20 protein-coding genes are annotated in these 21,503 nt (G+C 55.9%); 8 read left to right on the top strand and 12 right to left on the bottom strand.

Features of this window, described 5'->3' with window-relative positions:
• The first annotated feature begins 1 nt into the window (after position 1).
• Positions 2-694 (top strand): ectoine/hydroxyectoine ABC transporter permease subunit EhuD, encoded by a 693-nt coding sequence (ehuD, locus tag U2949_RS02035; RefSeq protein ID WP_009456197.1) that lies wholly within the window; start codon positions 2-4, stop codon positions 692-694.
• Positions 691-1,476 carry an ectoine/hydroxyectoine ABC transporter ATP-binding protein EhuA gene (gene ehuA, locus U2949_RS02030; RefSeq protein WP_026483032.1) on the top strand — a complete coding sequence of 262 codons (786 nt, stop codon included), beginning with the start codon at positions 691-693 and terminating at the stop codon, positions 1,474-1,476. Before ehuD ends, ehuA begins: the two co-directional genes overlap by 4 nt.
• Positions 1,477-1,609: 133 nt before the next feature.
• Here the strand turns inward: ehuA and U2949_RS02025 are convergent, their stop codons facing one another.
• From U2949_RS02025 to U2949_RS02000, 6 genes are all read right to left on the bottom strand, one after another.
• Positions 1,610-2,221 carry a DUF2239 family protein gene (locus U2949_RS02025; protein ID WP_026483033.1) on the bottom strand — a complete coding sequence of 204 codons (612 nt, stop codon included), beginning with the start codon at positions 2,219-2,221 and terminating at the stop codon, positions 1,610-1,612.
• A 372-nt stretch (positions 2,222-2,593) separates the two neighbouring features.
• Positions 2,594-3,517 (bottom strand): ectoine hydroxylase, encoded by a 924-nt coding sequence (gene thpD / locus U2949_RS02020; RefSeq protein WP_257722855.1) that lies wholly within the window; start codon positions 3,515-3,517, stop codon positions 2,594-2,596.
• Between the two features lie 18 nt (positions 3,518-3,535).
• Positions 3,536-3,928, bottom strand: a complete 393-nt coding sequence (locus tag U2949_RS02015; RefSeq protein WP_009456191.1) for an ectoine synthase — start codon at positions 3,926-3,928, stop codon at positions 3,536-3,538.
• A complete protein-coding gene (ectB, locus tag U2949_RS02010) occupies positions 3,928-5,235 on the bottom strand; it encodes a diaminobutyrate--2-oxoglutarate transaminase (RefSeq protein WP_009456189.1) in 1,308 nt (435 codons plus the stop codon). Before ectB ends, U2949_RS02015 begins: the two co-directional genes overlap by 1 nt.
• A 97-nt stretch (positions 5,236-5,332) precedes the next feature.
• The gene (gene ectA / locus U2949_RS02005; RefSeq protein WP_026483035.1) at positions 5,333-5,890 is read right to left on the bottom strand and encodes a diaminobutyrate acetyltransferase; all 558 of its coding nucleotides are present in this window, start codon (positions 5,888-5,890) and stop codon (positions 5,333-5,335) included.
• Positions 5,887-6,414: a MarR family winged helix-turn-helix transcriptional regulator gene (locus U2949_RS02000; protein WP_009456186.1), complete on the bottom strand. Its 528-nt coding sequence runs from the start codon at positions 6,412-6,414 to the stop codon at positions 5,887-5,889. Before U2949_RS02000 ends, ectA begins: the two co-directional genes overlap by 4 nt.
• A gap of 427 nt (positions 6,415-6,841) precedes the next feature.
• On the opposite strand from U2949_RS02000, the gene yddG reads away from it, so the two are divergent.
• Positions 6,842-7,753: an aromatic amino acid DMT transporter YddG gene (yddG, locus tag U2949_RS01995; RefSeq protein ID WP_257722770.1), complete on the top strand. Its 912-nt coding sequence runs from the start codon at positions 6,842-6,844 to the stop codon at positions 7,751-7,753.
• A gap of 163 nt (positions 7,754-7,916) precedes the next feature.
• Here the strand turns inward: yddG and tldD are convergent, their stop codons facing one another.
• The gene (tldD, locus tag U2949_RS01990; RefSeq protein ID WP_026483037.1) at positions 7,917-9,377 is read right to left on the bottom strand and encodes a metalloprotease TldD; all 1,461 of its coding nucleotides are present in this window, start codon (positions 9,375-9,377) and stop codon (positions 7,917-7,919) included.
• A 528-nt stretch (positions 9,378-9,905) separates the two neighbouring features.
• On the opposite strand from tldD, the gene U2949_RS01985 reads away from it, so the two are divergent.
• On the top strand, positions 9,906-10,253 hold the full coding sequence (locus U2949_RS01985) for an H-NS histone family protein (protein ID WP_009456182.1): 348 nt from the start codon (positions 9,906-9,908) through the stop codon (positions 10,251-10,253).
• 95 nt (positions 10,254-10,348) lie between these two features.
• Here U2949_RS01985 and U2949_RS01980 read toward each other — a convergent pair whose 3' ends face one another.
• Entirely contained in the window at positions 10,349-10,996 is a 648-nt protein-coding gene (locus tag U2949_RS01980) for a DUF4136 domain-containing protein (protein ID WP_026483038.1), read from the bottom strand.
• Between the two features lie 163 nt (positions 10,997-11,159).
• On the opposite strand from U2949_RS01980, the gene pepN reads away from it, so the two are divergent.
• Both pepN and U2949_RS01970 read left to right on the top strand, forming a co-directional pair.
• Positions 11,160-13,838 (top strand): aminopeptidase N, encoded by a 2,679-nt coding sequence (gene pepN / locus U2949_RS01975; RefSeq protein ID WP_083053297.1) that lies wholly within the window; start codon positions 11,160-11,162, stop codon positions 13,836-13,838.
• On the top strand, positions 13,835-14,860 hold the full coding sequence (locus U2949_RS01970) for a class 1 fructose-bisphosphatase (RefSeq protein WP_003802856.1): 1,026 nt from the start codon (positions 13,835-13,837) through the stop codon (positions 14,858-14,860). The genes pepN and U2949_RS01970 overlap by 4 nt, the downstream gene beginning before the upstream one ends.
• Before the next feature lie 123 nt (positions 14,861-14,983).
• Here the strand turns inward: U2949_RS01970 and U2949_RS01965 are convergent, their stop codons facing one another.
• On the bottom strand, positions 14,984-15,970 hold the full coding sequence (locus U2949_RS01965) for a quinone oxidoreductase family protein (RefSeq protein WP_257722771.1): 987 nt from the start codon (positions 15,968-15,970) through the stop codon (positions 14,984-14,986).
• A gap of 148 nt (positions 15,971-16,118) precedes the next feature.
• Here U2949_RS01965 and U2949_RS01960 point away from each other — a divergent pair, with 148 nt between their 5' ends.
• Entirely contained in the window at positions 16,119-16,979 is an 861-nt protein-coding gene (locus U2949_RS01960) for a DMT family transporter (protein ID WP_257722772.1), read from the top strand.
• Between the two features lie 4 nt (positions 16,980-16,983).
• Here the strand turns inward: U2949_RS01960 and U2949_RS01955 are convergent, their stop codons facing one another.
• The 3 genes from U2949_RS01955 to U2949_RS01945 form a co-directional block, all read right to left on the bottom strand.
• Entirely contained in the window at positions 16,984-18,054 is a 1,071-nt protein-coding gene (locus U2949_RS01955) for a tartrate dehydrogenase (protein ID WP_257722773.1), read from the bottom strand.
• A 128-nt stretch (positions 18,055-18,182) separates the two neighbouring features.
• Entirely contained in the window at positions 18,183-19,121 is a 939-nt protein-coding gene (locus U2949_RS01950; protein WP_321285853.1) for a 2-hydroxyacid dehydrogenase, read from the bottom strand.
• A complete protein-coding gene (locus U2949_RS01945; RefSeq protein ID WP_203145632.1) occupies positions 19,121-20,623 on the bottom strand; it encodes a helicase HerA-like domain-containing protein in 1,503 nt (500 codons plus the stop codon). Before U2949_RS01945 ends, U2949_RS01950 begins: the two co-directional genes overlap by 1 nt.
• A 139-nt stretch (positions 20,624-20,762) precedes the next feature.
• On the opposite strand from U2949_RS01945, the gene U2949_RS01940 reads away from it, so the two are divergent.
• On the top strand, positions 20,763-21,494 hold the full coding sequence (locus tag U2949_RS01940; RefSeq protein ID WP_026483044.1) for a YebC/PmpR family DNA-binding transcriptional regulator: 732 nt from the start codon (positions 20,763-20,765) through the stop codon (positions 21,492-21,494).
• Positions 21,495-21,503 lie beyond the last annotated feature (9 nt).

Genomic DNA, 21,503 nt, shown 5'->3' with positions numbered 1-21,503 from the left:
CATGCTGTTTGGTATTGAATGGGACACCAGCAGCAACGGAGCATTTGCGCTGTCTATCCTGCCTATTTTGCTTAAAGGCTTATGGGTCACCATCCAGGCCGCCGTACTGGGCTTTGGTGTTGCGGCTATCTTGGGACTGATTCTGGCAGGCCTGAAAAGCGTGCGCCTGCGCCTGATTTCCTGGCCCGCCTATGTGCTGACCGAATTCCTGCGCGACACGCCTTTGCTGGTGCAATTGTTTTTCCTGTACTACGTGCTGCCGGACTACGGGATTGTGCTGCCCGCCTTTCTGACCGGCGCACTGGCGCTGGGGGTGCAGTACAGCGCCTATCTGTCCGAGGTCTACCGAGCCGGTCTGGAGTCCGTTACCCATGGCCAGACTGAAGCAGCCCGCGCACTGGATATTTCCCCGCTGCGTACCTTTATGGTCATCACCCTGCCCCAGGCTATCCCACGCATCATCCCGGCCATGGGTAATTATCTGGTGTCCATCATGAAGGACGTGCCCGTACTCTCTGTTGTATCGGTACTGGAAGTTCTGAATGTGGCCAAGATTATCGGTGACCGTACTTTTAACTACATCATTCCCCTGTCCATGGTGGGCGGCCTGTATCTGCTGCTGACCCTCCTGGCATCCGCTGGGGTACGAGCGCTGGACCAGCGTTTGCCCAAGCAAGGAATCCCCCTGCGATGACTGACTCTACGAACCCCATCATTCAATTTGACAATGTCACCAAGAAATTTGGTGATGTCACCGTGCTGGACGCCTTGAACTTCCAGGTCGAGCCGGGTGAAAAAGTCACCATCATCGGCCCTTCCGGTTCCGGTAAATCCACCGTGCTGCGCATTCTGATGACGCTGGAGACCATCGATGAAGGTGTCATCACGGTAGCGGGCAAACCCCTCTGGCACGAGCGGGTCGATGACAAGCTGGTACCCGCCAGCCAGAACCACTTGCGCGAGATGCGCAAGGAAATGGGCATGGTGTTCCAGCAGTTCAACCTGTTCCCGCACATGACGGTGATGCGCAATGTCACCGAAGCGCCTACCCATGTGCTGGGCCTGTCCAAAGAACAGGCACGCGAACGGGCTACCAAATATCTGGATCTGGTGGGCCTGATCGACCATGCCGACAAATTCCCCAGCCAGCTCTCCGGCGGGCAGCAACAACGTGTGGGGATTGCTCGGGCCCTGGCCATGGAACCGAATATTCTGCTATTTGACGAGCCTACCTCGGCCCTGGACCCTGAGCTGGTAGGTGAAGTGCTGGGCGTCATTCAAAAGCTGAGTCAGGAACAGGATCTGACGATTCTGCTGGTGACCCACGAAATGCAATTTGCCAAGGAAGTCTCGGACCGCGTCTGCTTCTTTGATAAAGGCGTGATCGTGGAATCCGGCCCGCCCGAACAAGTATTCTGCAACCCGCAGGAAGCACGGACGCAGGCGTTCTTGAGTAATTTTATTCAGGCGGCATGACCCCTACACCCCGTCACTTGCGCGTGGTTCTGCCTTGCAAGTTACGCAGAACAAAAGCACGACCTGATGCCTGTGTCGGCTCCAGATACACACGTGGCTAATACTTGATGCTCATGATCTCTGTCACCAAGTCTTATTCAACCAAGGGTGTCGCCGGAGTTTCCGCCAGCTTGATGGCATGGTCCCGCACATCTTCCGGCCAGTCAGCCAGCAGGGTTTTGAAGCGCTCCAGCTCATCGGCAAACAAGGCTCGCATGGCTTCTTCAAAGCCGGGCAAATCGCCACCAATCGCGGTCATGAAGTTATAGGTCCGCTCCTGCGCCTGGCGACGCTGATCTTTGGCGGAGCTGGCACGGCGAGCTTCTTCAACCAGCTTGCGCAGCGCAACCGATGCGCCGCCGCGTTGAGTCGCCAGCCAGTCCCAATGACGTGGCAATAAGGTCACTTCACGGGGAACAACGCCCAGCTTAGGACGACCTCGGCCTCGTGGAGCCTCTTCTTCTTTCTGCTCGACCTCAGCCTCAGAAACGTTCACAGGCGCATAGCGTTGCGCCAGCTCTTCGTCCGTCCCTTGGGTGTTCACATCCACAAAACGGCCTGTCACATCGTCAAAGATCAGCACGGGATCGTTAACCCGGCTCTCCAGCACTTTCTTCACGGCCAGCACATTGGTCAGCATGGGACCGGACGCGATACGGCGGTGGCCCATAAAGCTGGTATAGGCATTGGGGTAAGTCGTTTTCATGTCAAAACCAGAGCTTCAAGTAAGAAGGCCCTATTTTTACCCGGATGATATTAAACCATCAATATTACCCGGATATAAATAAGTGATTGTTGCTAATTGGGAGCATTAACACAGTTGATCCCGTCCAGCAGCCATCACAAGGACTCCTGGTCATGCCGAGTCATATCTGATGAGCATCTCCGATAACTGCTTTTCAGAACGCCGGTCAGTCAGTGCGGAGCAGACCCGTCATTTACCAACGCCCGCCCCCAGAAGCTGGCCGCTCCCCTCTTCTTCACAATCCTGAGCCCACAAAAAAACGCCCCCTGAAATAAATCCAGGGAGCGTCTTATCCGGCCAGGTCTGCGCACAAGGCGCAGACCTTCTTTCTGCCTAGGACTCCAGCAGCGGTCCGTTCAACGGCGTCACGACAGGGAACTGCCCGCGAGTGGCCACATGCGCAGGACGGGGTGTCAGCCCCTGCTTGGGATCACCCACGCAGTTTTCCACGCTGTTATAGACCGTAAACACATTGGCTCGTGGCCAGGGCGAGATATTGCTGGCCGAGCCATGCAAGGTATTGCAGTCAAAAAAGATCACCGAACCGGCCTTGGCAGTAATGGCTTCAATACCCCCCTGATCCACCAGCAAACGCAGGCTGATCGGATCGGGCACGCCATACTCCTGCTTGCGCAAGGACTCCTTGTAATGGTTGTCCGGTGTCTGCCCTGTGCAAGAGATGAACTGACGGTGTGAGCCCGGCACCAGCATCAAGGGGCCATTGCACACATTATTGTCCGTCAGCAGCACCGAGCAACTTAAGGCGCGCATTTGCGGCATGCCATCTTCGATATGCCAGGTCTCGAAATCCGAATGCCAGTAAAACTCCTTGCCGGTAAAGCCCGGTTTCAGGTTGGCACGGGACTGATGCACATACACCTCCGAGCCCAGAATCTGGCGGGCGACATCCAGCACGCGCGGATCACGTACCAGGCGGGCAATCAGCTCGCTTAACTCGTGCACTCGAAAGATCGAGCGCACGGCCTGACTGCCCTTTTCCACCACCGCTTCTTCACGCGACAAGATGCCGGGATCGGTGCTCATGGCTTCCACATTGCCCAGCAAGGCTTGCACTTCCTGCGCATTGAACAAATCAGGCAGCAGCAAAAAGCCATTGTCCTCGTACTCCCGCAGCTGGGACTTGTTCAAAGGCTGGCTACCTACCGGATCCGGATACACCACCGGCTCCTGGCGGCTGACGATGGCCGCCGTTCGTTCTGTACGGGATGTGTACAGATCGCTCATGGTCACTGTCATCATGCTCTCCTTAGGTCTTCAGTCTTCCACGATGGCTGGGTAAACCCCTTTCTCATCGTGAACTTCCTGACCGGTCAAGGGCGGATTGAACACGCAGATCACTCGCAGCGGCTCTTTGCCACCGCGTAGGTAGTGTTCATCGTGCTGGTCCAGGGCATAGACCACGCCTGGGCCCAAATCGTATTTCTTGCCGTCGGCAACGGTTTCGATTTCGCCATCGCCCTCGATGCACCACACCGCTTCCAGGTGATTCTGGTAGTGGATGTGGGTTTCGGTACCAGGAAAAATAACGGTTTCATGAAAGGAAAAACCCATGCCGTCCTTCTTGAGCAAAACACGGCGGCTGACCCAGGTGTCTGTACGCACCTCGTCACGGGTTCCAATCACATCTTGTACGTTCTTGACCAACATTAACGTGCTCCTCCAATCTTCAGAATCTTGGCCTGGCTGCCGCGCTTGGACAGGCACTGGGCCACGCTGCGCTCAATAATGTCCAGACCTTGAGTCAGCTCTTCATTGCTGATCGTCAGCGCCGGCAGGAGTTTCAGAACTTCGTCGTGAGCGCCCGAGGTTTCAATGACCAGACCCTGCTTGAACGCCTGTGCGGCAATTTCATTGGCCAGACCGGCACCGGGTGGCGTCACCAGGCCCTGGATCAGGCCGCGACCGCGTACGCTCAAACCACGATCGGGATAGCTGTGCACCAGGTTTTCCAGCCAGTCGCGTACTTGACGCTCTTTGCCCTGGATCTCGGCTTCAAAGTCCTCGTTGGCCCAGTAGCTTTCCAGGGCTTGAGCCGCTGTCACGAAAGCCAGGTTATTGCCACGGAAGGTGCCGTTATGCGCGCTGGGTTTCCACACATCCAGTTCAGGCCGCAGCAGAACCAGGGACATGGGCAAACCAAAGCCGGACAGCGATTTGGACAAGGTGATGATGTCAGGGCTGATACCGGCCTGCTCGAAGCTGAAGAAACGGCCAGTCCGGCCGCAACCGACTTGAATGTCATCGACGATCAGCAGCATGTCGTGCTCGCGGCACAGACGCTGCAACTCACGCAGCCAGCGCTGTGTGGCAACGTTCACGCCCCCTTCACCCTGCACGGTTTCCACGATGACCGCGGCAGGATGGTCCAGGCCACTGCTGGGATCTTCCAGCAAGCGCTCCAGATAAGCCATCGTATTGACGTCCGGTCCCAAGTAGCCGTCATAGGGCATGAACGAGGTATTGCCCAGGGCCACACCCGCTGCACTACGAAACTTGGAGTTCGCCGTCACTGCCAGGGAACCCGTGCTGACGCCGTGGAAACCGTGCGTAAAGGAAATCACATTCTGGCGACCCTTGACCTGGCGTGCCAGTTTTAACGCCGCCTCCACGGCATTGGTGCCGGTAGGCCCCGTAAACTGCAAGCGGTAGTCCCACCCGCGCGGTTTGAGCAGCACTTTGTCCACTGTTTCAAGAAAGTATTTCTTGGCGCTGGTGGCCATGTCCAAACCGTGTACCAAGCCGTCGGTGTTCAGGTATTCAATCAGCTTTTCTTTCAGGTGGGGATTGTTGTGCCCATAGTTGAGCGTACCGGCTCCACTGAAAAAATCGATGTATTGCCTGCCTGACTCGTCCTCCAAGACCGAGCCTCGGGCTTTGTTGAAAATGACCGGGAAGGACCGGACGTAGCCCCTTACTTCAGACTCCATCCGGTCGAATATTTTTAAATCAGTCATATTTCCTCTCCTGGTTATAGAACGGCGTGTCTTGAGCCGACAAACAACAATCAGCGAACCAGACCGGCTCTACCGTTCATTTGCGTAAAGTCCCCTCTTATCCAGAGTCCAAGGGGCCGATTCGTAATAGAGGTTCTGCCTCGTGAGCCTGTGCGGCAAACAAGGCGGTATCAAAGAATTCCTGTTCTTGCATGGGAGCGCCCCAACGCCGGGCCATGGCCGCAAACAGGCCACGCGAAGCCCGGTTACCGGGGCTGACCGTCGTTTCCAGATAGCGCAAGGAACGGCCACGCAGACGCTGTCGCAGATGCTCCAGCATGGCCTGCCCCAGACGACGCCCACGGGCGCGCTCATGCACGGCCACTTGCCACACAAAGAGCACATCAGGACGGTCGGGGAGAAAGTAGGCAGAGATGAAACCGTCTATTTGTTCCCCACGCTGCGCGACAACGCAGGTCTGGGAAAAGTGCTCGCTGAGCAGCAAATAGAGATATTCAGAATTCAGATCCAGTGGCGGGCTATCGGCAATCAACTGATGGATTGCGGCCGCATCACGCAACAGGGGCGCACGCAGTATCAGCGCCGGGTCACTGGGGGCAGGATCGGCGGCAGTGATGCTGCCTGCCGAGCTGCCCGGACTAGGTCGGTCCGTCAAACCACCAACCCGGATTCGGGGGGTACATCCCCTTCCGGGACCTCAAGAATAGGCGAGGCCGTATCGTCGGCCTCCAGCACAACATCCGGGTCAGCATCGAGCAAGCGCACAATGCGCTCCAGGGACAAGGTCATGGTGGCCTGTTCCAGCTCGGGCAGCTCTTTCAGGGCGTCCGACAACTTCTTTTGCAAGGGGGACGGCGTATCGCGTGCCAGGGTCTCCCCTTCTGGCGTCGCGCTGACAAACACAATGCGTCGATCTTCACGACCACGCTCGCGCAGCACCAGCTTCTTGTCTTCCAGGCGGTCCAGAATACCAACCACGGTGCTGGGGCTGACGTGCATTTCGCGGCTGATGGCCGTGGCCGTCAACGGGCCTTTTTCAATAATGGTGCGCAGGCAGATCAACTGGGGCGCGGTGATATTGCTGTACGCCGACAGCTGCCTGGAATGCAGGGCAATCGAGCGCGTGATCTGGCGCAAAGCCCGCAAAATTCGTAAATCGTAGTGTTGATCTGTGGTCATTTAATTAGCCAAACAAAATAATTCAGCACGATTAATTCGTGTTGAAATGATATGCCTAGAAAAGATTCAAGTCAAACCGATTTACACTCAAAATCATAGAGAGCATAAACAAGAGGTTCTGACTCAAAGTCCAAAAAAATGTAAGTACCCTGGCTTACGGGGGCGGACCAGCAAGGCGCAGAAAATACCCTGCTTGCTCCCCTTTTCGCCATGAGTGGCTCGAGCCGACACGCCGCTTACAGTAAACTGCCACGAGCCCTTGCCGTGGGGGCCTGTCGGTTTTCACTCAAGACCGGGTGTGCCGCGTCACAGCCCTGCTTGCAAACCGGCACAGTCTGATACAAACCCGGTCCATTAACCCATAAGTCTCTTGGCCAAGTAAAGCCTGCTCCTGTTCTCGCCGTGCCTTGCAGACACTGAAACCCGCATGAAGCAATCTGATAAGGCAACCCTGATTGGTCTGATCGCCATTGTTCTTTGGAGCATGATTGTCGGCCTGATACGCAGCGTCAGCGACTACCTGGGTGCGACTGGCGGCGCCGCACTGATCTACACCCTGGCCTCTGTCTTTCTTCTTTTATCGCTTAGCTGGGTACGCTTGCGCGACTTTCCGCGCCGCTACCTTATCTGGGGAAGCGTCCTGTTCGTCTGCTATGAGCTGTGCCTGGCGCTGTCCATTGGCTACGCCCACAACAGCCAGCAAGCGATTGAAGTGGGAATGGTTAATTATCTGTGGCCCACCTTTACCATCGTGGCCGCTATTTTGTTCAACAAGCAAAGAGCCAACTGGCTGATCGCGCCAGGCCTGCTCTTGTCCATGATGGGTATCAGCTGGATTCTGGGCGGTGAGCAAGGTTTGAGTCTGCACGGCATCTGGCTGAATGTGCAGGACAACCCCTTGAGCTACGGCCTGGCCTTTAGTGGCGCACTGATCTGGGCGGGCTACAGCACCATGACTGCACGCATCGGCCAGGGCAAAAATGGCATTACCTTGTTTTTCATGCTGACAGCCACCGTCCTGTGGATGAAATATCTGGGCCAAGGAGCACCTGCAATGACCTTTACCCTTCCAGCACTGATCTACTTGCTGCTGGCGGCCATGGCGATGGGCTTTGGCTATGCGGCCTGGAACGTGGGTATTTTGCACGGCAATGTCACCATACTGGCCGGCGCCTCCTACTTCATTCCAGTATTGTCAGCCGCCCTGTCTACTTTTTTGCTGCAGGCTCCCTTGACGCCAAGCTTCTGGCAAGGCTCGGCCATGGTGTGTTCGGGCGCCTTGTTGTGCTGGCTGGCCATCCGGGTCCGCAAACCCAAGCCGGTGAAAAGCACTGCCTGAAAAAACCATATTCATTAATCTCGACACGGCTGTGCCTGCCGGGCAAAAAACAAAATTAATTTTGATTTGCTGCAGTGCAATAAAAGCATCATAAAAAAGACCGCCCAAGCTTGAATTAACTGGGGCGGTCTATTTATCGGTTTTAATTAGCCGACAAATTAAATCAGGCAGTTCCGCCTACGGTCAGGTTTTCCATCCGCACGGTAGGAATACCGACTCCAACCGGAACGCTTTGACCTTCTTTACCGCAAGTCCCCACTCCTGAATCCAGCTGCATGTCATTACCGATCATGCTGATTTGGTTCATGGCATCGGGGCCGCTACCAATCAAAGTGGCACCTTTGACGGGATACATCAGTTTGCCGTTTTCAATCACCCAGGCTTCCGAGGCCGAGAAAACAAACTTACCGCTAGTAATATCAACCTGGCCGCCACCAAAGTCTACGGCATATAAACCCTTTTTAACCGAGGCAATAATTTCCTGAGGATCTTTATCGCCACCCAGCATAAAGGTGTTGGTCATGCGCGGCAAAGGCAGGCTGGCGTAAGATTCGCGACGGCCATTGCCCGTAATGGCAGCGCCCATCAGACGCGCATTATGGGTATCTTGCAAATAGCCTTTCAAAATACCGTCTTCAATCAAGACGGTACGTTGTGTGGCATTACCCTCGTCATCCATATTCAAGGAGCCGCGGCGGTTTTCCAGAGTGCCATCATCGATAACGGTCACGCCCTTGGACGCCACACGCTGGCCAATACGACCCGAGAACAGGCTGCTGCCACGACGGTTAAAGTCCCCTTCCAAACCGTGGCCCACAGCTTCGTGCAGCATGACACCAGGCCAACCTGGGCCCAGAACCACCGTCATCTGACCGGCAGGTGCGGGTTTGGCTTCCAGATTCGTCATGGCCGAACGCACGGCCTTATCCACATAGCTGCGCAGCATATCGTCGGAGAAGTAGGACAGATCAACCCGTCCACCACCTGCCGCCGAGCCGCGTTCACGGCGGCCATTTTGTTCAACAATGACCGACAAGGACAAATGCACCAAGGGGCGTACATCGGCGGCCAGACGACCATCGCTACCGGCCACCAGCACGACATCGTATTCCGCACCCAGACTGGCCATGACCTGCACCACGCGCGAGTCCGCTGCACGAGCCAAGGCATCCAGTCGCCCCAACAGGGCTACTTTTTCAGGAGCAGGCAGGCTGGCAATAGGGTCTGTGCCCGTATACAAGGTGGCGCGCTGCGTGTCGGCTGGCACCAAAATGCCGCTTTTGCCTGAACCGCCCTGGCGGGCAATCGAGCGCACCACACGAGCCGAAGACAGCAAAGCCTCGGGGCTGAGGGAATCCGAATAGGCAAAGGCGGTTTTCTCGCCACTTAATGCGCGCACACCCACGCCCTGCTCAATGGAAAAGCTGCCGCTTTTGACGATTCCTTCGTCCAGCGCCCAGCCTTCACTGCGGGTGTACTGAAAATACAAGTCGGCATAGTCAGCCTGATGGGTGAAGATCTCACCGAGCGCGCCGGACAAATGGCTTTCATTCAAGCCCCAGGGCTCAAGCAACAGTCCACGGGCGCATTCCAGGGCATTGATAGCCGGATCAACTAACTTCATCGTTTATTCCTACTGACAGATCCCCGGCAAACCCATGGCTGCAAGGGACGAAAATGGGTACCAAAAGACGTGCTGACATCAACTTGGCTTCCGTCCATCTGAGCATTAAAACAGAATGTGCCCCCGTATGCGATGCCGACGTACCGATCGGGCAGTTTCCGGGCTTTCAGAACCATGAATCAGCCTGTTGAACTAATAGGTTCAAAAATTCCAGTTACGACATTTTCTGATACGGAATTAAAACTATTTTAAAAACCTCCCAATTAGAAACCAACCCATATAGTTTTGATATAAACCCATTCAAATTCATGATAACCCCTGATTAGATTAAATAATCAAGAGCCATTGAATTGTCTAATGACCTTAAATAATTACAAAAACCAAACACCTTTTTGATTAAGCGTTTATTTTTTATCCAAACCACTTATCTTTTCAAGAAAATCAAAGTACACTGTTTTCGCATGATAAACACGAGCTTGTACAGGCAGGGTTTATCAGATAACTACAATCATGAAACAGGAATCCCATATGTCAGTCGAAACTTACAGCTCCGCGAAGCAAAAGATAGAAAAAGAGATTCTGCGTCTGCAAAAGCAGATGAAATCCCTTCGAGTCAAACAGCGTCGTCCTGTCATCGCGTCTATCGTCAAGTCCATGCAAGATAACGAGATCACGATTGAAGAAGTCGCTGAAGCGCTGGAAAATTCCGCCCGCCGCGGAGCTGGTGCTGGTTCCAACGGCCCTAAAACCAGCCTGCCTCCAAAATACCGCCACCCCGGCACCCAGGACACCTGGACGGGCCGTGGCCGCCCACCACGCTGGATTATCGATGCTGAAGCCAATGGTCGCAGCCGTGAAGAGTTCCTTATCAAATAAGTTTTGGGAACCAAACAAAAGAAAGGGACCGCTTTTTCAAGCGGTCCCTTTCTTATTGATATAAATCCCCTACATAATGCCGGGGTTCTGGCGACTCAATCCCGAGCTAATGGATATCGGATATCAATCACTTGTCCATTATTACCGGGGAAACCATCAAATATGGCCTGGGACAAAAACGGCATCTGCTGGTCCAGGTTGTCGGAATGGCTATAAGACACGGCGGTGGCGCGATACACTTCTGCGCCCGAGTTTTGATTATCTGTAATGATTACATTTAGATAATTTTTATACACAGTGACAGGAACATTCACTACATTCGGAGAATAAAAGAAACCTCCGCCCCAACCATCATTTGGCGCATAATAGCCGCGCCCGATTCCCCACGCCGATGGACCATAAAAACTATCTGCAAATTGAGGCACCCAGCTTTGTTCTTGCGGATTGCCATAATCCATTTGCACCACAAAACGCGCGGACTTCAGATCCGCTGCTTGCACCAGTCCGGTCACACCAATAGAAGCCCGTACAGAATCTGCAAAAGACTGGTATTGCAGACTACTGCTTTTGTCCGGCGAGGACTTGATGTAGTAGGTATCGCCACTGGTCGCCGTGGGCCATTGCTGATAACGCGTCAATTTGGCGGACCAGCTAGGCGCAGCGCAAGCCGTGGTCAATACCGCCAATACCAGGCTCATCAGGCGTAGGGCGCGCCAGGAAAACCCTTCAGAAAATAACGTCATAGTTTCACCCTTGCTTGTTTTTCGCTTGCACGATCAAGCCCGATTAATGACAGCGCCGTAGCGCCGACGAACAATTAGTTTACTGCCTGTTTCCGGCGTCCAGTGTGGGCGTTCAAACAACATTACAATAGACCATCTTTTTCGATTGTCGGACCAGGATCACATGCGCACAGACACCTTACCTACGATCTCCCGCCACGATTACCAGCCCTACCCTTATCAAATAGATAAGGTACGGCTGGAATTTGATTTGGCGGCCGAGCAAACCTTGGTTCGTCTGGCTTTTCGAGCCAGCAGCCGGGACGGACAGATCCGCCCCCTGGTGCTGGATGGCGAAGACATTGAACTGCTTGAAGTCAGCCTCAACGGGGTTGCCCTGACCGCCCAGGATTACCAGCTTGATGAACAGGGCCTGACGCTCTCGCCCCAGACCGCAGAATGTGATCTGGTGCTGGTAAGCCGTTGCCGCCCCCAAGACAACACCATGCTGATGGGCTTGTATGTCTCGGGCCAGAACCTGTTTACCCAATGTGAAGCCCAGGGCTTTCGTCGCATTACCTTCTTCCCGGACCGTCCTGATGTGATGTCCCGTTATGAAGTGGTCCTGCGCGGCGATGCCAAGCTCTACCCTTATCTGCTGTCCAACGGCAATTTGCTGGAAAGCACCACACTGGACGATGGGCGCAGCCAGGCCATTTGGGAAGACCCATTTCCAAAGCCTTCTTATTTATTTGCACTGGTTGCTGGCGACTTTGATGTGCGCGAGCGCGAAATCAAAAAAGCCAATGGCCAGCCTGCCCTATTGCAGGTTTATTGCGATCGTGGTGACGGCGATAAAACAGAATGGGCCATGGAATGCCTGGAACATTCAGTACGCTGGGATGAACAACGTTTTGGGCTGGAACTGGATCTGGACCGCTTCATGATTGTGGCCGCTCGCGACTTCAATATGGGCGCGATGGAAAACAAGGGCCTGAACATCTTTAATGCCGCCTACGTGCTGGCCGATGCACAAAGCACTACCGATGCGTCCTTTCACGCCGTGGAAGCGGTCATTGGCCATGAGTACTTCCACAACTGGACCGGCAACCGCGTCACTTGCCGCGACTGGTTCCAGCTATCCCTGAAAGAAGGTCTGACGGTTTTCCGCGATCAGGAGTTTTCGGCTGACATGCTGGCTCAAGGGCTGGACGGCGCTCAAGCCGCCAGCGCCCGCGCCGTCAAACGCATTGATGACGTCAGCGTCCTGCGCGCGGCCCAGTTTCCTGAAGATGCCGGCCCAATGGCTCACCCCATCCGCCCCGAGAGCTATCAGGAAATCAGCAACTTTTACACCGCCACGATTTACGAGAAAGGCGCAGAAGTCATTCGCATGCAGCACACCTTGCTGGGCGAAGAAAACTTCCAGGCCGGTATTCGCGAATACTTCAAGCGCCATGATGGCCAGGCAGTCACTTGCGACGATTTCGTGGACAGCATGGACAGCGTGTATCGCCAGGTCAAACCCGGCCAAAGCCTGGAGCAGTTCCGCCGCTGGTATCAGCAAGCGGGAACGCCACGCGTTCAGGTCAGCCTGCAGCACGATCCTGCCACCCAAACCGCCACGCTGACCCTGCGTCAAAGCAATGCGCCCGCCGGGATCGAAAACAAATCCACACCCAAGCCACCTTTGCACATCCCCTTTGCCCTGGGCATGCTGGATCAGCAAGGCGCACCACTGACCCTGCATCTGGATGGTCAGCAAGGCGATACGCTGGTACTGGATTTCACGCAAGCCGAACAAAGCTGGACCTTCACGCAGATTCCTGAAGCGCCGGTTCTGTCCTTGCTGCGCAATTTCTCTGCGCCTGTGCGGGTGGACTACTACCGTCCGGATTCCGAGCTGGCTTTGCTGGCCCGTCACGACACGGATCCATTTGCACGTTGGGAAGCGGCTCAACTGCTAGCTACCCGTCTGATTTTGTCCTCGGCATCAGGACGCACGCCGTCGGCCGCACAATTGGCGACTGTGGTGCAAACCTGGCATGCGCTGGTACAAGACCCGGCCTTGAGCCCTGCTTACAAGGCCCGCATCCTGTCTCTGCCCAGCGAGCGCGAATTGCTGGAACAGACCAAGCCCATGACCCCGCGCGCCGTGGTTCAGGCCCGTCGCCAGCTGCAACGTGAGCTGGGCCTGGCCCTGACTCCCTACTGGCAGGAGCTGTATCAGTACCTGAGCCTGGAACAAGCTCCCTACAGCCCCGACGCCTTGCAGGCTGGTCAGCGCTCCTTGCGCAATCTGGCTCTGAATTACCTGCTGGTTGCCGGTGTGAATACTGGCCCACAGTTGGCACGCAATCAATACGATCAGGCCACCAATATGACTGATCGCATGGGAGCCCTAAGCGCTCTGGTGAATTACGGTGACCAAGAGGATCGTCAAGACGGCCTGGATGACTTTTTCCAGCGCTGGCAGGACAATCCTCTGGTGCTGGACCGCTGGTTCAGCTTGCAGGCCACTGCTCCCAGCACGCAAGTTGCCCAGGTGCGCGCCCTTATGCTGCATCCCGCTTTCTCGATGCGTAATCCCAATCGCGCCCGCTCTCTGATTTTCCAGTTCTGCATGAATAATATGCAGGCTGTACACACGCCGGAAGGCTATGCTTTCTGGGCTGAGCAAGTCATTGCCCTGGACAAGCTCAACCCGGAAATCTCTGCCCGTCTGGCCCGTGTGTTTGATAACTGGGCCCGCTTTGAACCCGAAGCCCGCGACCTGCTCAAGGCAGCGCTGGAGCGTATTCAGGCCGAACCCGGCCTGTCGGGCAATGTGGCCGAAATCGTACATAAAGCATTAACTCTTTGACCTCGGAGTCTGTCTTGAAGAAAAACCTTACTCAGTATCTGGTGGAGCAACAGCGCCAGAAGAAAACGGTCACCGCCGACGTGCGCCTGCTGCTGGAAACAGTGGCTCGCGCATGCAAGGCCATTGGCCATGCCGTCAGCAAAGGAGCGCTGGGCGGCGTTCTGGGTTCTCTGGACTCCGAGAATGTCCAGGGCGAAGTTCAGAAAAAGCTGGATGTGCTGTCCAACGAAATCCTGCTGGAAGCCAATGAATGGGGCGGTAACCTGGCGGCCATGGCCTCCGAGGAAATGGACACCCTGCACCGCATTCCCGACTACTACCCCAAGGGCGAAAACCTGCTCTTGTTCGATCCGCTGGATGGTTCGTCCAATATTGACGTGAACGTGTCCATCGGCACGATTTTCTCGGTCCTAAGCGTCCCTCCTGAAGCACGTGATCGCGTCATCGAAGAGCAGGACTTCCTGCAACCCGGCGTGCGTCAGGTTGCCGCCGGCTATGCCATTTACGGGCCACAAACCATGCTGGTCCTGACTGTCGGTGACGGCGTGGCCGCCTTTACGCTGGACAAGGAAATGGGCTCCTGGGTACTGACTACCGAGCGCATCACCATCCCCGAGGACACCTCGGAATTTGCCATCAATATGTCCAATATGCGTCACTGGGAAGCCCCGGTAAAACGCTATATCGACGACTGCCTGGCGGGTCCCGAAGGCCCATTGGGCAAAAACTACAATATGCGCTGGATCGCGTCCATGGTGGCCGATGTACACCGCATCCTGACCCGTGGCGGCATCTTCATGTACCCGCGCGATGCCCGCGCCTCCGGTCGCAAAGGCAAGCTGCGTTTGATGTACGAAGCCAACCCCATGAGTTTCCTGGTCGAGCAGGCCGGTGGCATGTCGATTGACGGCACACAGCGCATTCTGGACGTGCAGCCTACCGAACTGCACCAGCGCATTGGCGTGATTCTGGGTTCGCGCAATGAAGTCGAGCGTGTGCGTCAGTACCACGAGCAAGGCTGATTTCTGTCCGCCAACCCTCGGCGGATACAGCACTGCCAAATGAAAATGGCCTCCCTGTCGGAGGCCATTTTTTTTTTGCAGAACGATTGGGGCTGACTGCTCGTCACCGCCCGATGATCCACCTTAATCCAGCGTCAAAACCGTAGAGCCCGTCGTACGACGGCCGGCCAGCTCTTCATGCGCCTTGGCGACCTGATCCAGCGGGAAACGCTGACCGATCAGCGGCTTGATCTTGCCTTGCAGTACCAGCTCGAACATCTCGTCAGCGGCATCCTGCATGGTTTCCTGTGTAGGCACATAAGCCCCCAGCACAGGACGGGTCACATACAAGGAGCCCTTGGATGCCAGAGTCGCCAGATTCACACCGGTTACCGGGCCGGAGGCATTGCCAAAGCTGACCATCAGGCCACGCGGCTGCAAGCAATCCAGCGAGCGCTCCCAGGTATCCTTGCCCACGCCGTCATACACAACAGGCACTTTCTGGCCGTTAGTCAGCTCCAGCACGCGCTGCACCACGTCTTCGTGGGAGTAATCAATCACTTCCCACGCACCGTTCTCTTTCGCCAAAGCAGCTTTCTCGGGACTGGACACCGTACCAATCAATTTCACGCCCAAAGCACGTGCCCATTGGCAGGCGTACAAACCCACGCCGCCCGCAGCGGCATGGAACAGAATCGTCTGGCCTTCATGCACGCGATAGGTCTGGCGCAGCAAATACCAGCAAGTCAGCCCTTTAAGCATCATGGCCGCTGCCTGCTCAAAAGTGATTCCATCAGGAATACGCACGACACGATCGGCAGGCACATTACGTGCCTCGGCATACGCCCCCAGTGGGCTTTGACCGTAGGCAACACGGTCACCCACTTTCAGGTGCGTGACACCGGAACCGACGGCTTCCACAATGCCGGACGCTTCAAAACCCAAACCATGTGGCAAGGGATTGCTGTAGAGGCCATTACGGAAATAAATGTCGATAAAATTCAAGCCCACTGCTTTTTGGCGTATGGTGACTTCCTTCTCCTGAGGAGCGGACAGTTCTACCGAAGCCCACTGCAATACCTCCGGACCACCATTGCGCTCAATCCGTATCGCCTTAACCGTCTGCGTCATTGTTTTACTCCTTTGATGAGGGGCCCGTAGCAATGTCTTAGAATAATGCCTTACACGTATTGCCTGCCCGACCCCGCTGCCCTATCGCTGGCTGATATAAAACACCAGAATAGCCTAAATTGACTCCTTTTTTCTCGGATCGCTTTCCATGACGCATGGACGTGCTCTGGCTGCCATTCATGTGGCCGCCGTTCTGTTCGGACTGACCGGCATTTTTGGTGAACTCATTCAGGTCGGCGCCATGCTGATCACCGCGGGCCGAGCCAGCTTTGCGGTCCTGGCCTTGTTTATCAGCATTCGCTCTCAAGGGCGCGGTTTGGGTCAGGGCATGAAAGCAGCGGACTTTCGCACCTTGCTGATGGCCTCCATCATGCTGGCCATTCACTGGGCCACTTTTTTTGTGGCCGTCAAAGTGGGCGGCGTGGCCATTGCCACCTTGGGCTTTGCCAGCTTCCCGGCCTTTATTACCTTGTGTGAATGGGCCGTACTGCGCGAGCGCGTTACCGTATCGGAGTGGATCATTCTGGCCTTGGTCACCGTGGGCTTGTTGCTGGTGACCCCCTCTTTTGACTTCCAGGATCAATCCACCATTGGCCTGGCCTGGGCCATTGCCTCCGGCTTTACCTTCGCCATGTTCACCCTTATCAACCGACGCGCAGCCAAGCATCTGTCTGCACAGCAGGTTGCCTGGTGGGAAAACCTGTTTGTCGCCCTGATGTGCTGGCCTTTTGCCATACCGCTGCTGGGCGACAGCACGCTGGTGGACTGGGTGTGGATTGCACTGCTGGGGGTATTTTGTACGGCCTTGTCGCACTACCTGCTAGTCTCTGCGCTAACCATTCTGAATGCTCGCAGTGCCGGGATTGTGATCGCCCTGGAGCCTGTCTACGCCATCGCTTTTGCGGCGCTGCTTTTCGCTCAATATCCCAGCAGCCGTGCGCTGCTGGGCGGGGCCATCATGATTGGCGCCATCACTTGGGCAGGCCTGCGCCCACCCAAGTCCAACTGATGGCTCAGGCCATCGCTTCCAACACTTGGGCGATAGCCTCGCCTACTTGTGTTGTGCTGGCCTGGCCACCCAAATCAGGGGTACGTGGGCCATTGGCCAGAACCTGCTCAATGGCTTGCACCACTTCGGCGGCTGCCTGGGGGTAGCCCAGGAAATCCAGCATCAAGGAACCACTCCAGATCTGACCGACCGGGTTGGCAATGCCCTTGCCGTAGATATCCGGGGCCGAGCCGTGCACGGGCTCAAACAGGGATGGGAACACACGTTCGGGGTTCAGGTTGGCCGACGGTGCAATACCGATGGTGCCAGTACATGCCGGGCCCAGATCGGACAAGATATCGCCAAACAGGTTGGAAGCCACGACCACATCGAACCAGTCCGGGTGCTGCACAAAGTGCGCGCACAGAATGTCGATGTGATACTTGTCCCACTTCACATCCGGGTATTGCTCGCCCATGGCGGCCACGCGGGAATCCCACCAGGGCATGGAAATCGAAATACCATTGGACTTGGTCGCAGCAGTGACGTGTTTACCGCGTTTTTTAGCCAGTTCAAAAGCGAACTTCAAAACGCGGTCCGTACCCGTGCGGGTAAAGACACTTTCCTGAATCACCACTTCTCGCTGCGTGCCTTCAAACATGATGCCGCCGCTATTGGAGTATTCGCCTTCGGTGTTCTCGCGCACGATGAAGAAATCAATATCACCGGGCTCACGACCTGCCAGTGGCGAACGCACGCCGGGCATCAAACGCACGGGACGCAAGTTGATGTACTGATCGAACTCACGACGGAACTTGAACAGGGACTCCCACAGCGAAACGTGGTCAGGCACCAGATCGGGCCAGCCCATGGCACCAAAGAAAATGGCCTCGGTATCCATCAGTTGGGCTTTCCAGTCCGAAGGCATCATGGTGCCGTGCTTCTGGTAGTAGTCCGAGCTCCAGTCCAGCACTTTCCAATCAAAATTGATGGCGTGACGGCGAGCGGCCACTTCCAGAATACGCAGCCCTTCTGGCATGACTTCCTTGCCGATTCCATCTCCCGCGATCACGGCAATACGATGAACTTTACTCATTCCTCTTTCCTTGTGGTTTTACATGGCCTCCACGGCCTTATTCTGAAAAGACGCTGCTCTGTCCACAAAGCAGCAATTAACCTGCCAGCTTCCACGATGCCGGCAGGCTAATCCAAATCCGTTGACGATTAATAACCCTGACTGTGATTCACCCGACCAGTCGCAGGCTTGCCTTTCTGCAAAAGCTCGATGCGCGAGCCAATTTGCTCCAATGCCAATTCACGAACGGTGATACCCGAAATATGAGGCGTAACCATCACAGAAGGAATACCCCAATACGGGTGATCAGCTGGCAAGGGCTCCTGGGTAAAGGCATCCAGCAAAGCGCCAGACAGGTGACCGCTCTTCAGAGCATCCAGCACGTCTGCATCGACCAAGTGGCCACCGCGAGCCACGTTGATCAAATAGCCACCAGGCTGCAAATTCGACAATACATCGCGGTTGATCAAACCTTCTGTTTGCGGAGTCAGTGGCAAGGCGTTGACCAGGATACGGCTGGCAGAGACGCACTCTTTCAGTCCCTCTTCACCGGCATAGCAAGGGAAGTCCGCCTCGTGCAGACGCCGCGACCAGCCATGTACGGGATAGCCCAGACTGGCGATGACCTTGGCAATCTTGCTGCCAATTGCGCCCAGCCCCAGCACAGCGACTGGCCACTGGCGGCGGTCGATCGGACGATAGGCTTTCCACTTTCCTTCACGCGCCTGCTCCTCGTAGGGCTGAAAACGACCTACCGCACGCAGCACGCCATACAAGGCATATTCGGCCATTTGCTCGGCCATGCCCGCATCTTCCAAACGGTACAAAGGCATCTCGGCCGGGATGGTCCCTGCGACGGCATCCACGCCTGCCCCCAGATTGAAGGTGGCACGCAAATTGGGTTCCTGCTTGAACAAGGCCGCATCCGGCTGCCAAACTATGGCGTAAGTCGCCCCGGTGCTGGGCTGACCCGCTACAAACTCATCAACTTTCCAATCAGGATAGGCTTTGCGGAATTCATCGGCCCAACGTGTTGTTTCTGATGGCCTTGCGGTGGCAACAATTAAATGAGGCAGTTGCGTGGGCATTAACGTTTCCCTCCAAATAAAGAACCCAATACCCCACGCAGCACTTTGGTGGCAGCCCGTTTGGTCTCGGTTTTGATCATGCTTTGCACCAAGCCGTCCTTCTTGCCACCACGCGGCCCGGTTGATCCAAACAGAAAGTCATTCACAACGCCCATCAGGCCGTCGTCCTTGCCAGCCGCCGCGCCCGGCTGCGTGGCACCAGCGGCGCCATTGGCAGCCGCATCAGCCGCTTTTTTGGCCAGCACCTCATAGGCGGATTCACGGTCAATTGCCTGGTCGTACTTCAAGCCAAACAAGGACGCTTGTCGTACCGTTTGTCGCTCTGCATCGGTAGCGGGACCAATTCGGCTACCCGGAGCCACCAGCCAGGCACGCTCGGTAGGCGTGGGAATCCCCTTGGCATCCAGCATGGAAACCAGCGCTTCACCCACGCCCAATTCAGTAATGGCCGCTTCAATATCCAGACCAGGATTGGGGCGCATGGTTTGCGCTGCTGTCTTGACGGCTTTCTGATCACGCGGTGTGAAGGCGCGCAAGGCGTGCTGTACTCGATTACCCAGCTGACCCAGAACGGTATCGGGAATATCCAGCGGGTTTTGTGTCACGAAATAAATACCCACGCCCTTGGATCGGATCAGGCGAACGACCTGCTCGACTTTTTCCAGCAGAGCCTTTGGTGCACCTGTAAACAATAAGTGGGCTTCGTCAAAGAAGAAAACCAGACGCGGTTTATCCAGATCACCCACTTCCGGCAGGCGCTCGTACAGATCGGCCAGCATCCACAGCAGGAAGACCGCGTACAAGCGGGGGGACTGCATCAGCTTGTCGGCTGCCAGCACATTGATCATGCCGCGCCCGGCCGAGTCGGTACGAATCCAGTCCATCACATCCAGCGCTGGCTCACCAAAGAAGCGATCCGCCCCCTGCGTTTCCAGACGCAGCAAGGCGCGTTGGATTGCCCCCACACTGGCTGCCGCGATATTGCCATACTGATTGCGCAGCTCGGCAGCACGGTCCGATACGTCTTGCAGCACAGCGCGCAAATCTTTCAGATCCAGAATCAGCTGACCTTCGTCGTCCGCCAGGCGAAAGACAATATTCAAAATCCCTTCCTGGGTGTCGTTCAACTCCAGGATCTGGGACAGCAACAAGGGCCCCATATCGGAAATCGTGGCACGGACCGGATGACCCTGCTCGCCAAAAATATCCCAGAAGGTGACCGGGTTTGCACCCCAGGCTGGCTCGGGCAGGCCCAGCTTTTGCAGACGCTCCTGCAACTTGGGATTGGGCTGGGCGGCTTGAGAAATCCCGCTCAAGTCGCCTTTGGCGTCGGCCAGGAAAACCGGCGTTCCCAGACGGGAAAAGGCTTCGGCCAGTACCTGCAAGGTGACGGTTTTCCCCGTCCCGGTGGCCCCCGTAATACAACCATGCCGATTGGCCAGCGCAGGCAACAGGTAAATGGGAGTATCGCTATTCTGAGCAAGCAAAATTGGATCAGCCATGATTGTTTGTTCTCTTCCGGATAGAATGCCAAGTGCCTAGATTCTAGCGACTTTCGCCCAAGCTCGGGCCTTGTCGCGCAGACAGGTTAAAATAGATCTGTTTTTCTTTGAACGTAGTCTACTGAATTGGTAATACTTTATGGCCGGACATAGTAAATGGGCGAATATTCAGCACCGTAAAGGTCGTCAAGACGCAAAACGGGGCAAACTTTGGACCAAGATCATTCGTGAGGTCACCGTGGCCGCACGTGCTGGCGGCCCTGACCCCGAGTCCAACCCACGTTTGCGCATGGCCTGGGACAAGGCAACCGCTGCCAATATGCCCAAAGACAACATTCTGCGCGCCATCCAGCGCGGCGCAGGCGGTGCGGACGATGCCAACTACGAAGAAATTCGCTACGAGGGCTACGGTATTAACGGCGCGGCCGTGATTGTGGACTGCATGACCGACAACCGTCAGCGCACGGTCTCGGATGTGCGTCACGCCTTTACAAAAAATGGCGGCAATCTGGGTCTGGACGGCTCGGTCGTGTTTCAATTCCGCCACTGCGGTCAGTTTCTGTTCGCTCCGGGCACTTCGGAAGACACGATTATGGAAATCGGCCTGGAAGCTGGTGCCGACGATATCGTGACCGATGAAGAAGGCCTGATCGAAGTGCTGTGCGCTCCTACGGACTACCCGGCTGTACAAGCCGCGTTCCAGGCCGCTGGCCTGACGCCTGAAGTGGAAGGCGTGGTCATGAAAGCCCTGAACGAGACCGAACTGAGCGGCGACGATGCCGTCAAGATGCAAAAACTTCTGGACGCACTGGAAGGCCTGGACGATGTCCAAGAGGTCTACACCACCGCCGTCATGGACGAAGCCGAATAAGCTATTTCT

It is taken from the genome of Alcaligenes phenolicus (assembly GCF_032063905.1).
GTDB classification, from domain to species: Bacteria; Pseudomonadota; Gammaproteobacteria; order Burkholderiales; family Burkholderiaceae_B; genus Alcaligenes; species Alcaligenes phenolicus.
This window is presented reverse-complemented; position numbering and strand designations above follow the sequence as displayed.

Excerpts from the sequence above, each read along its gene's own strand:
- thpD (WP_257722855.1), bottom strand. The coding sequence starts at position 3,517 with ATGACAGTGACCATGAGCGATCTGTACACATCCCGTACAGAACGAACG.
- ectB (WP_009456189.1), bottom strand. The coding sequence starts at position 5,235 with ATGACTGATTTAAAAATATTCGACCGGATGGAGTCTGAAGTAAGGGGC.
- U2949_RS01955 (WP_257722773.1), bottom strand. The coding sequence starts at position 18,054 with ATGAGTAAAGTTCATCGTATTGCCGTGATCGCGGGAGATGGAATCGGC.
- U2949_RS01950 (WP_321285853.1), bottom strand. The coding sequence starts at position 19,121 with ATGCCCACGCAACTGCCTCATTTAATTGTTGCCACCGCAAGGCCATCA.
- pepN (WP_083053297.1), top strand. The coding sequence starts at position 11,160 with ATGCGCACAGACACCTTACCTACGATCTCCCGCCACGATTACCAGCCC.
- U2949_RS01965 (WP_257722771.1), bottom strand. The coding sequence starts at position 15,970 with ATGACGCAGACGGTTAAGGCGATACGGATTGAGCGCAATGGTGGTCCG.
- U2949_RS02000 (WP_009456186.1), bottom strand. The coding sequence starts at position 6,414 with ATGACCACAGATCAACACTACGATTTACGAATTTTGCGGGCTTTGCGC.
- U2949_RS01940 (WP_026483044.1), top strand. The coding sequence starts at position 20,763 with ATGGCCGGACATAGTAAATGGGCGAATATTCAGCACCGTAAAGGTCGT.
- ehuA (WP_026483032.1), top strand. The coding sequence starts at position 691 with ATGACTGACTCTACGAACCCCATCATTCAATTTGACAATGTCACCAAG.
- U2949_RS01960 (WP_257722772.1), top strand. The coding sequence starts at position 16,119 with ATGACGCATGGACGTGCTCTGGCTGCCATTCATGTGGCCGCCGTTCTG.
- yddG (WP_257722770.1), top strand. The coding sequence starts at position 6,842 with ATGAAGCAATCTGATAAGGCAACCCTGATTGGTCTGATCGCCATTGTT.
- tldD (WP_026483037.1), bottom strand. The coding sequence starts at position 9,377 with ATGAAGTTAGTTGATCCGGCTATCAATGCCCTGGAATGCGCCCGTGGA.
- ehuD (WP_009456197.1), top strand. The coding sequence starts at position 2 with ATGCTGTTTGGTATTGAATGGGACACCAGCAGCAACGGAGCATTTGCG.
- U2949_RS02015 (WP_009456191.1), bottom strand. The coding sequence starts at position 3,928 with ATGTTGGTCAAGAACGTACAAGATGTGATTGGAACCCGTGACGAGGTG.
- U2949_RS01980 (WP_026483038.1), bottom strand. The coding sequence starts at position 10,996 with ATGACGTTATTTTCTGAAGGGTTTTCCTGGCGCGCCCTACGCCTGATG.
- U2949_RS01985 (WP_009456182.1), top strand. The coding sequence starts at position 9,906 with ATGTCAGTCGAAACTTACAGCTCCGCGAAGCAAAAGATAGAAAAAGAG.
- U2949_RS02025 (WP_026483033.1), bottom strand. The coding sequence starts at position 2,221 with ATGAAAACGACTTACCCCAATGCCTATACCAGCTTTATGGGCCACCGC.
- U2949_RS01945 (WP_203145632.1), bottom strand. The coding sequence starts at position 20,623 with ATGGCTGATCCAATTTTGCTTGCTCAGAATAGCGATACTCCCATTTAC.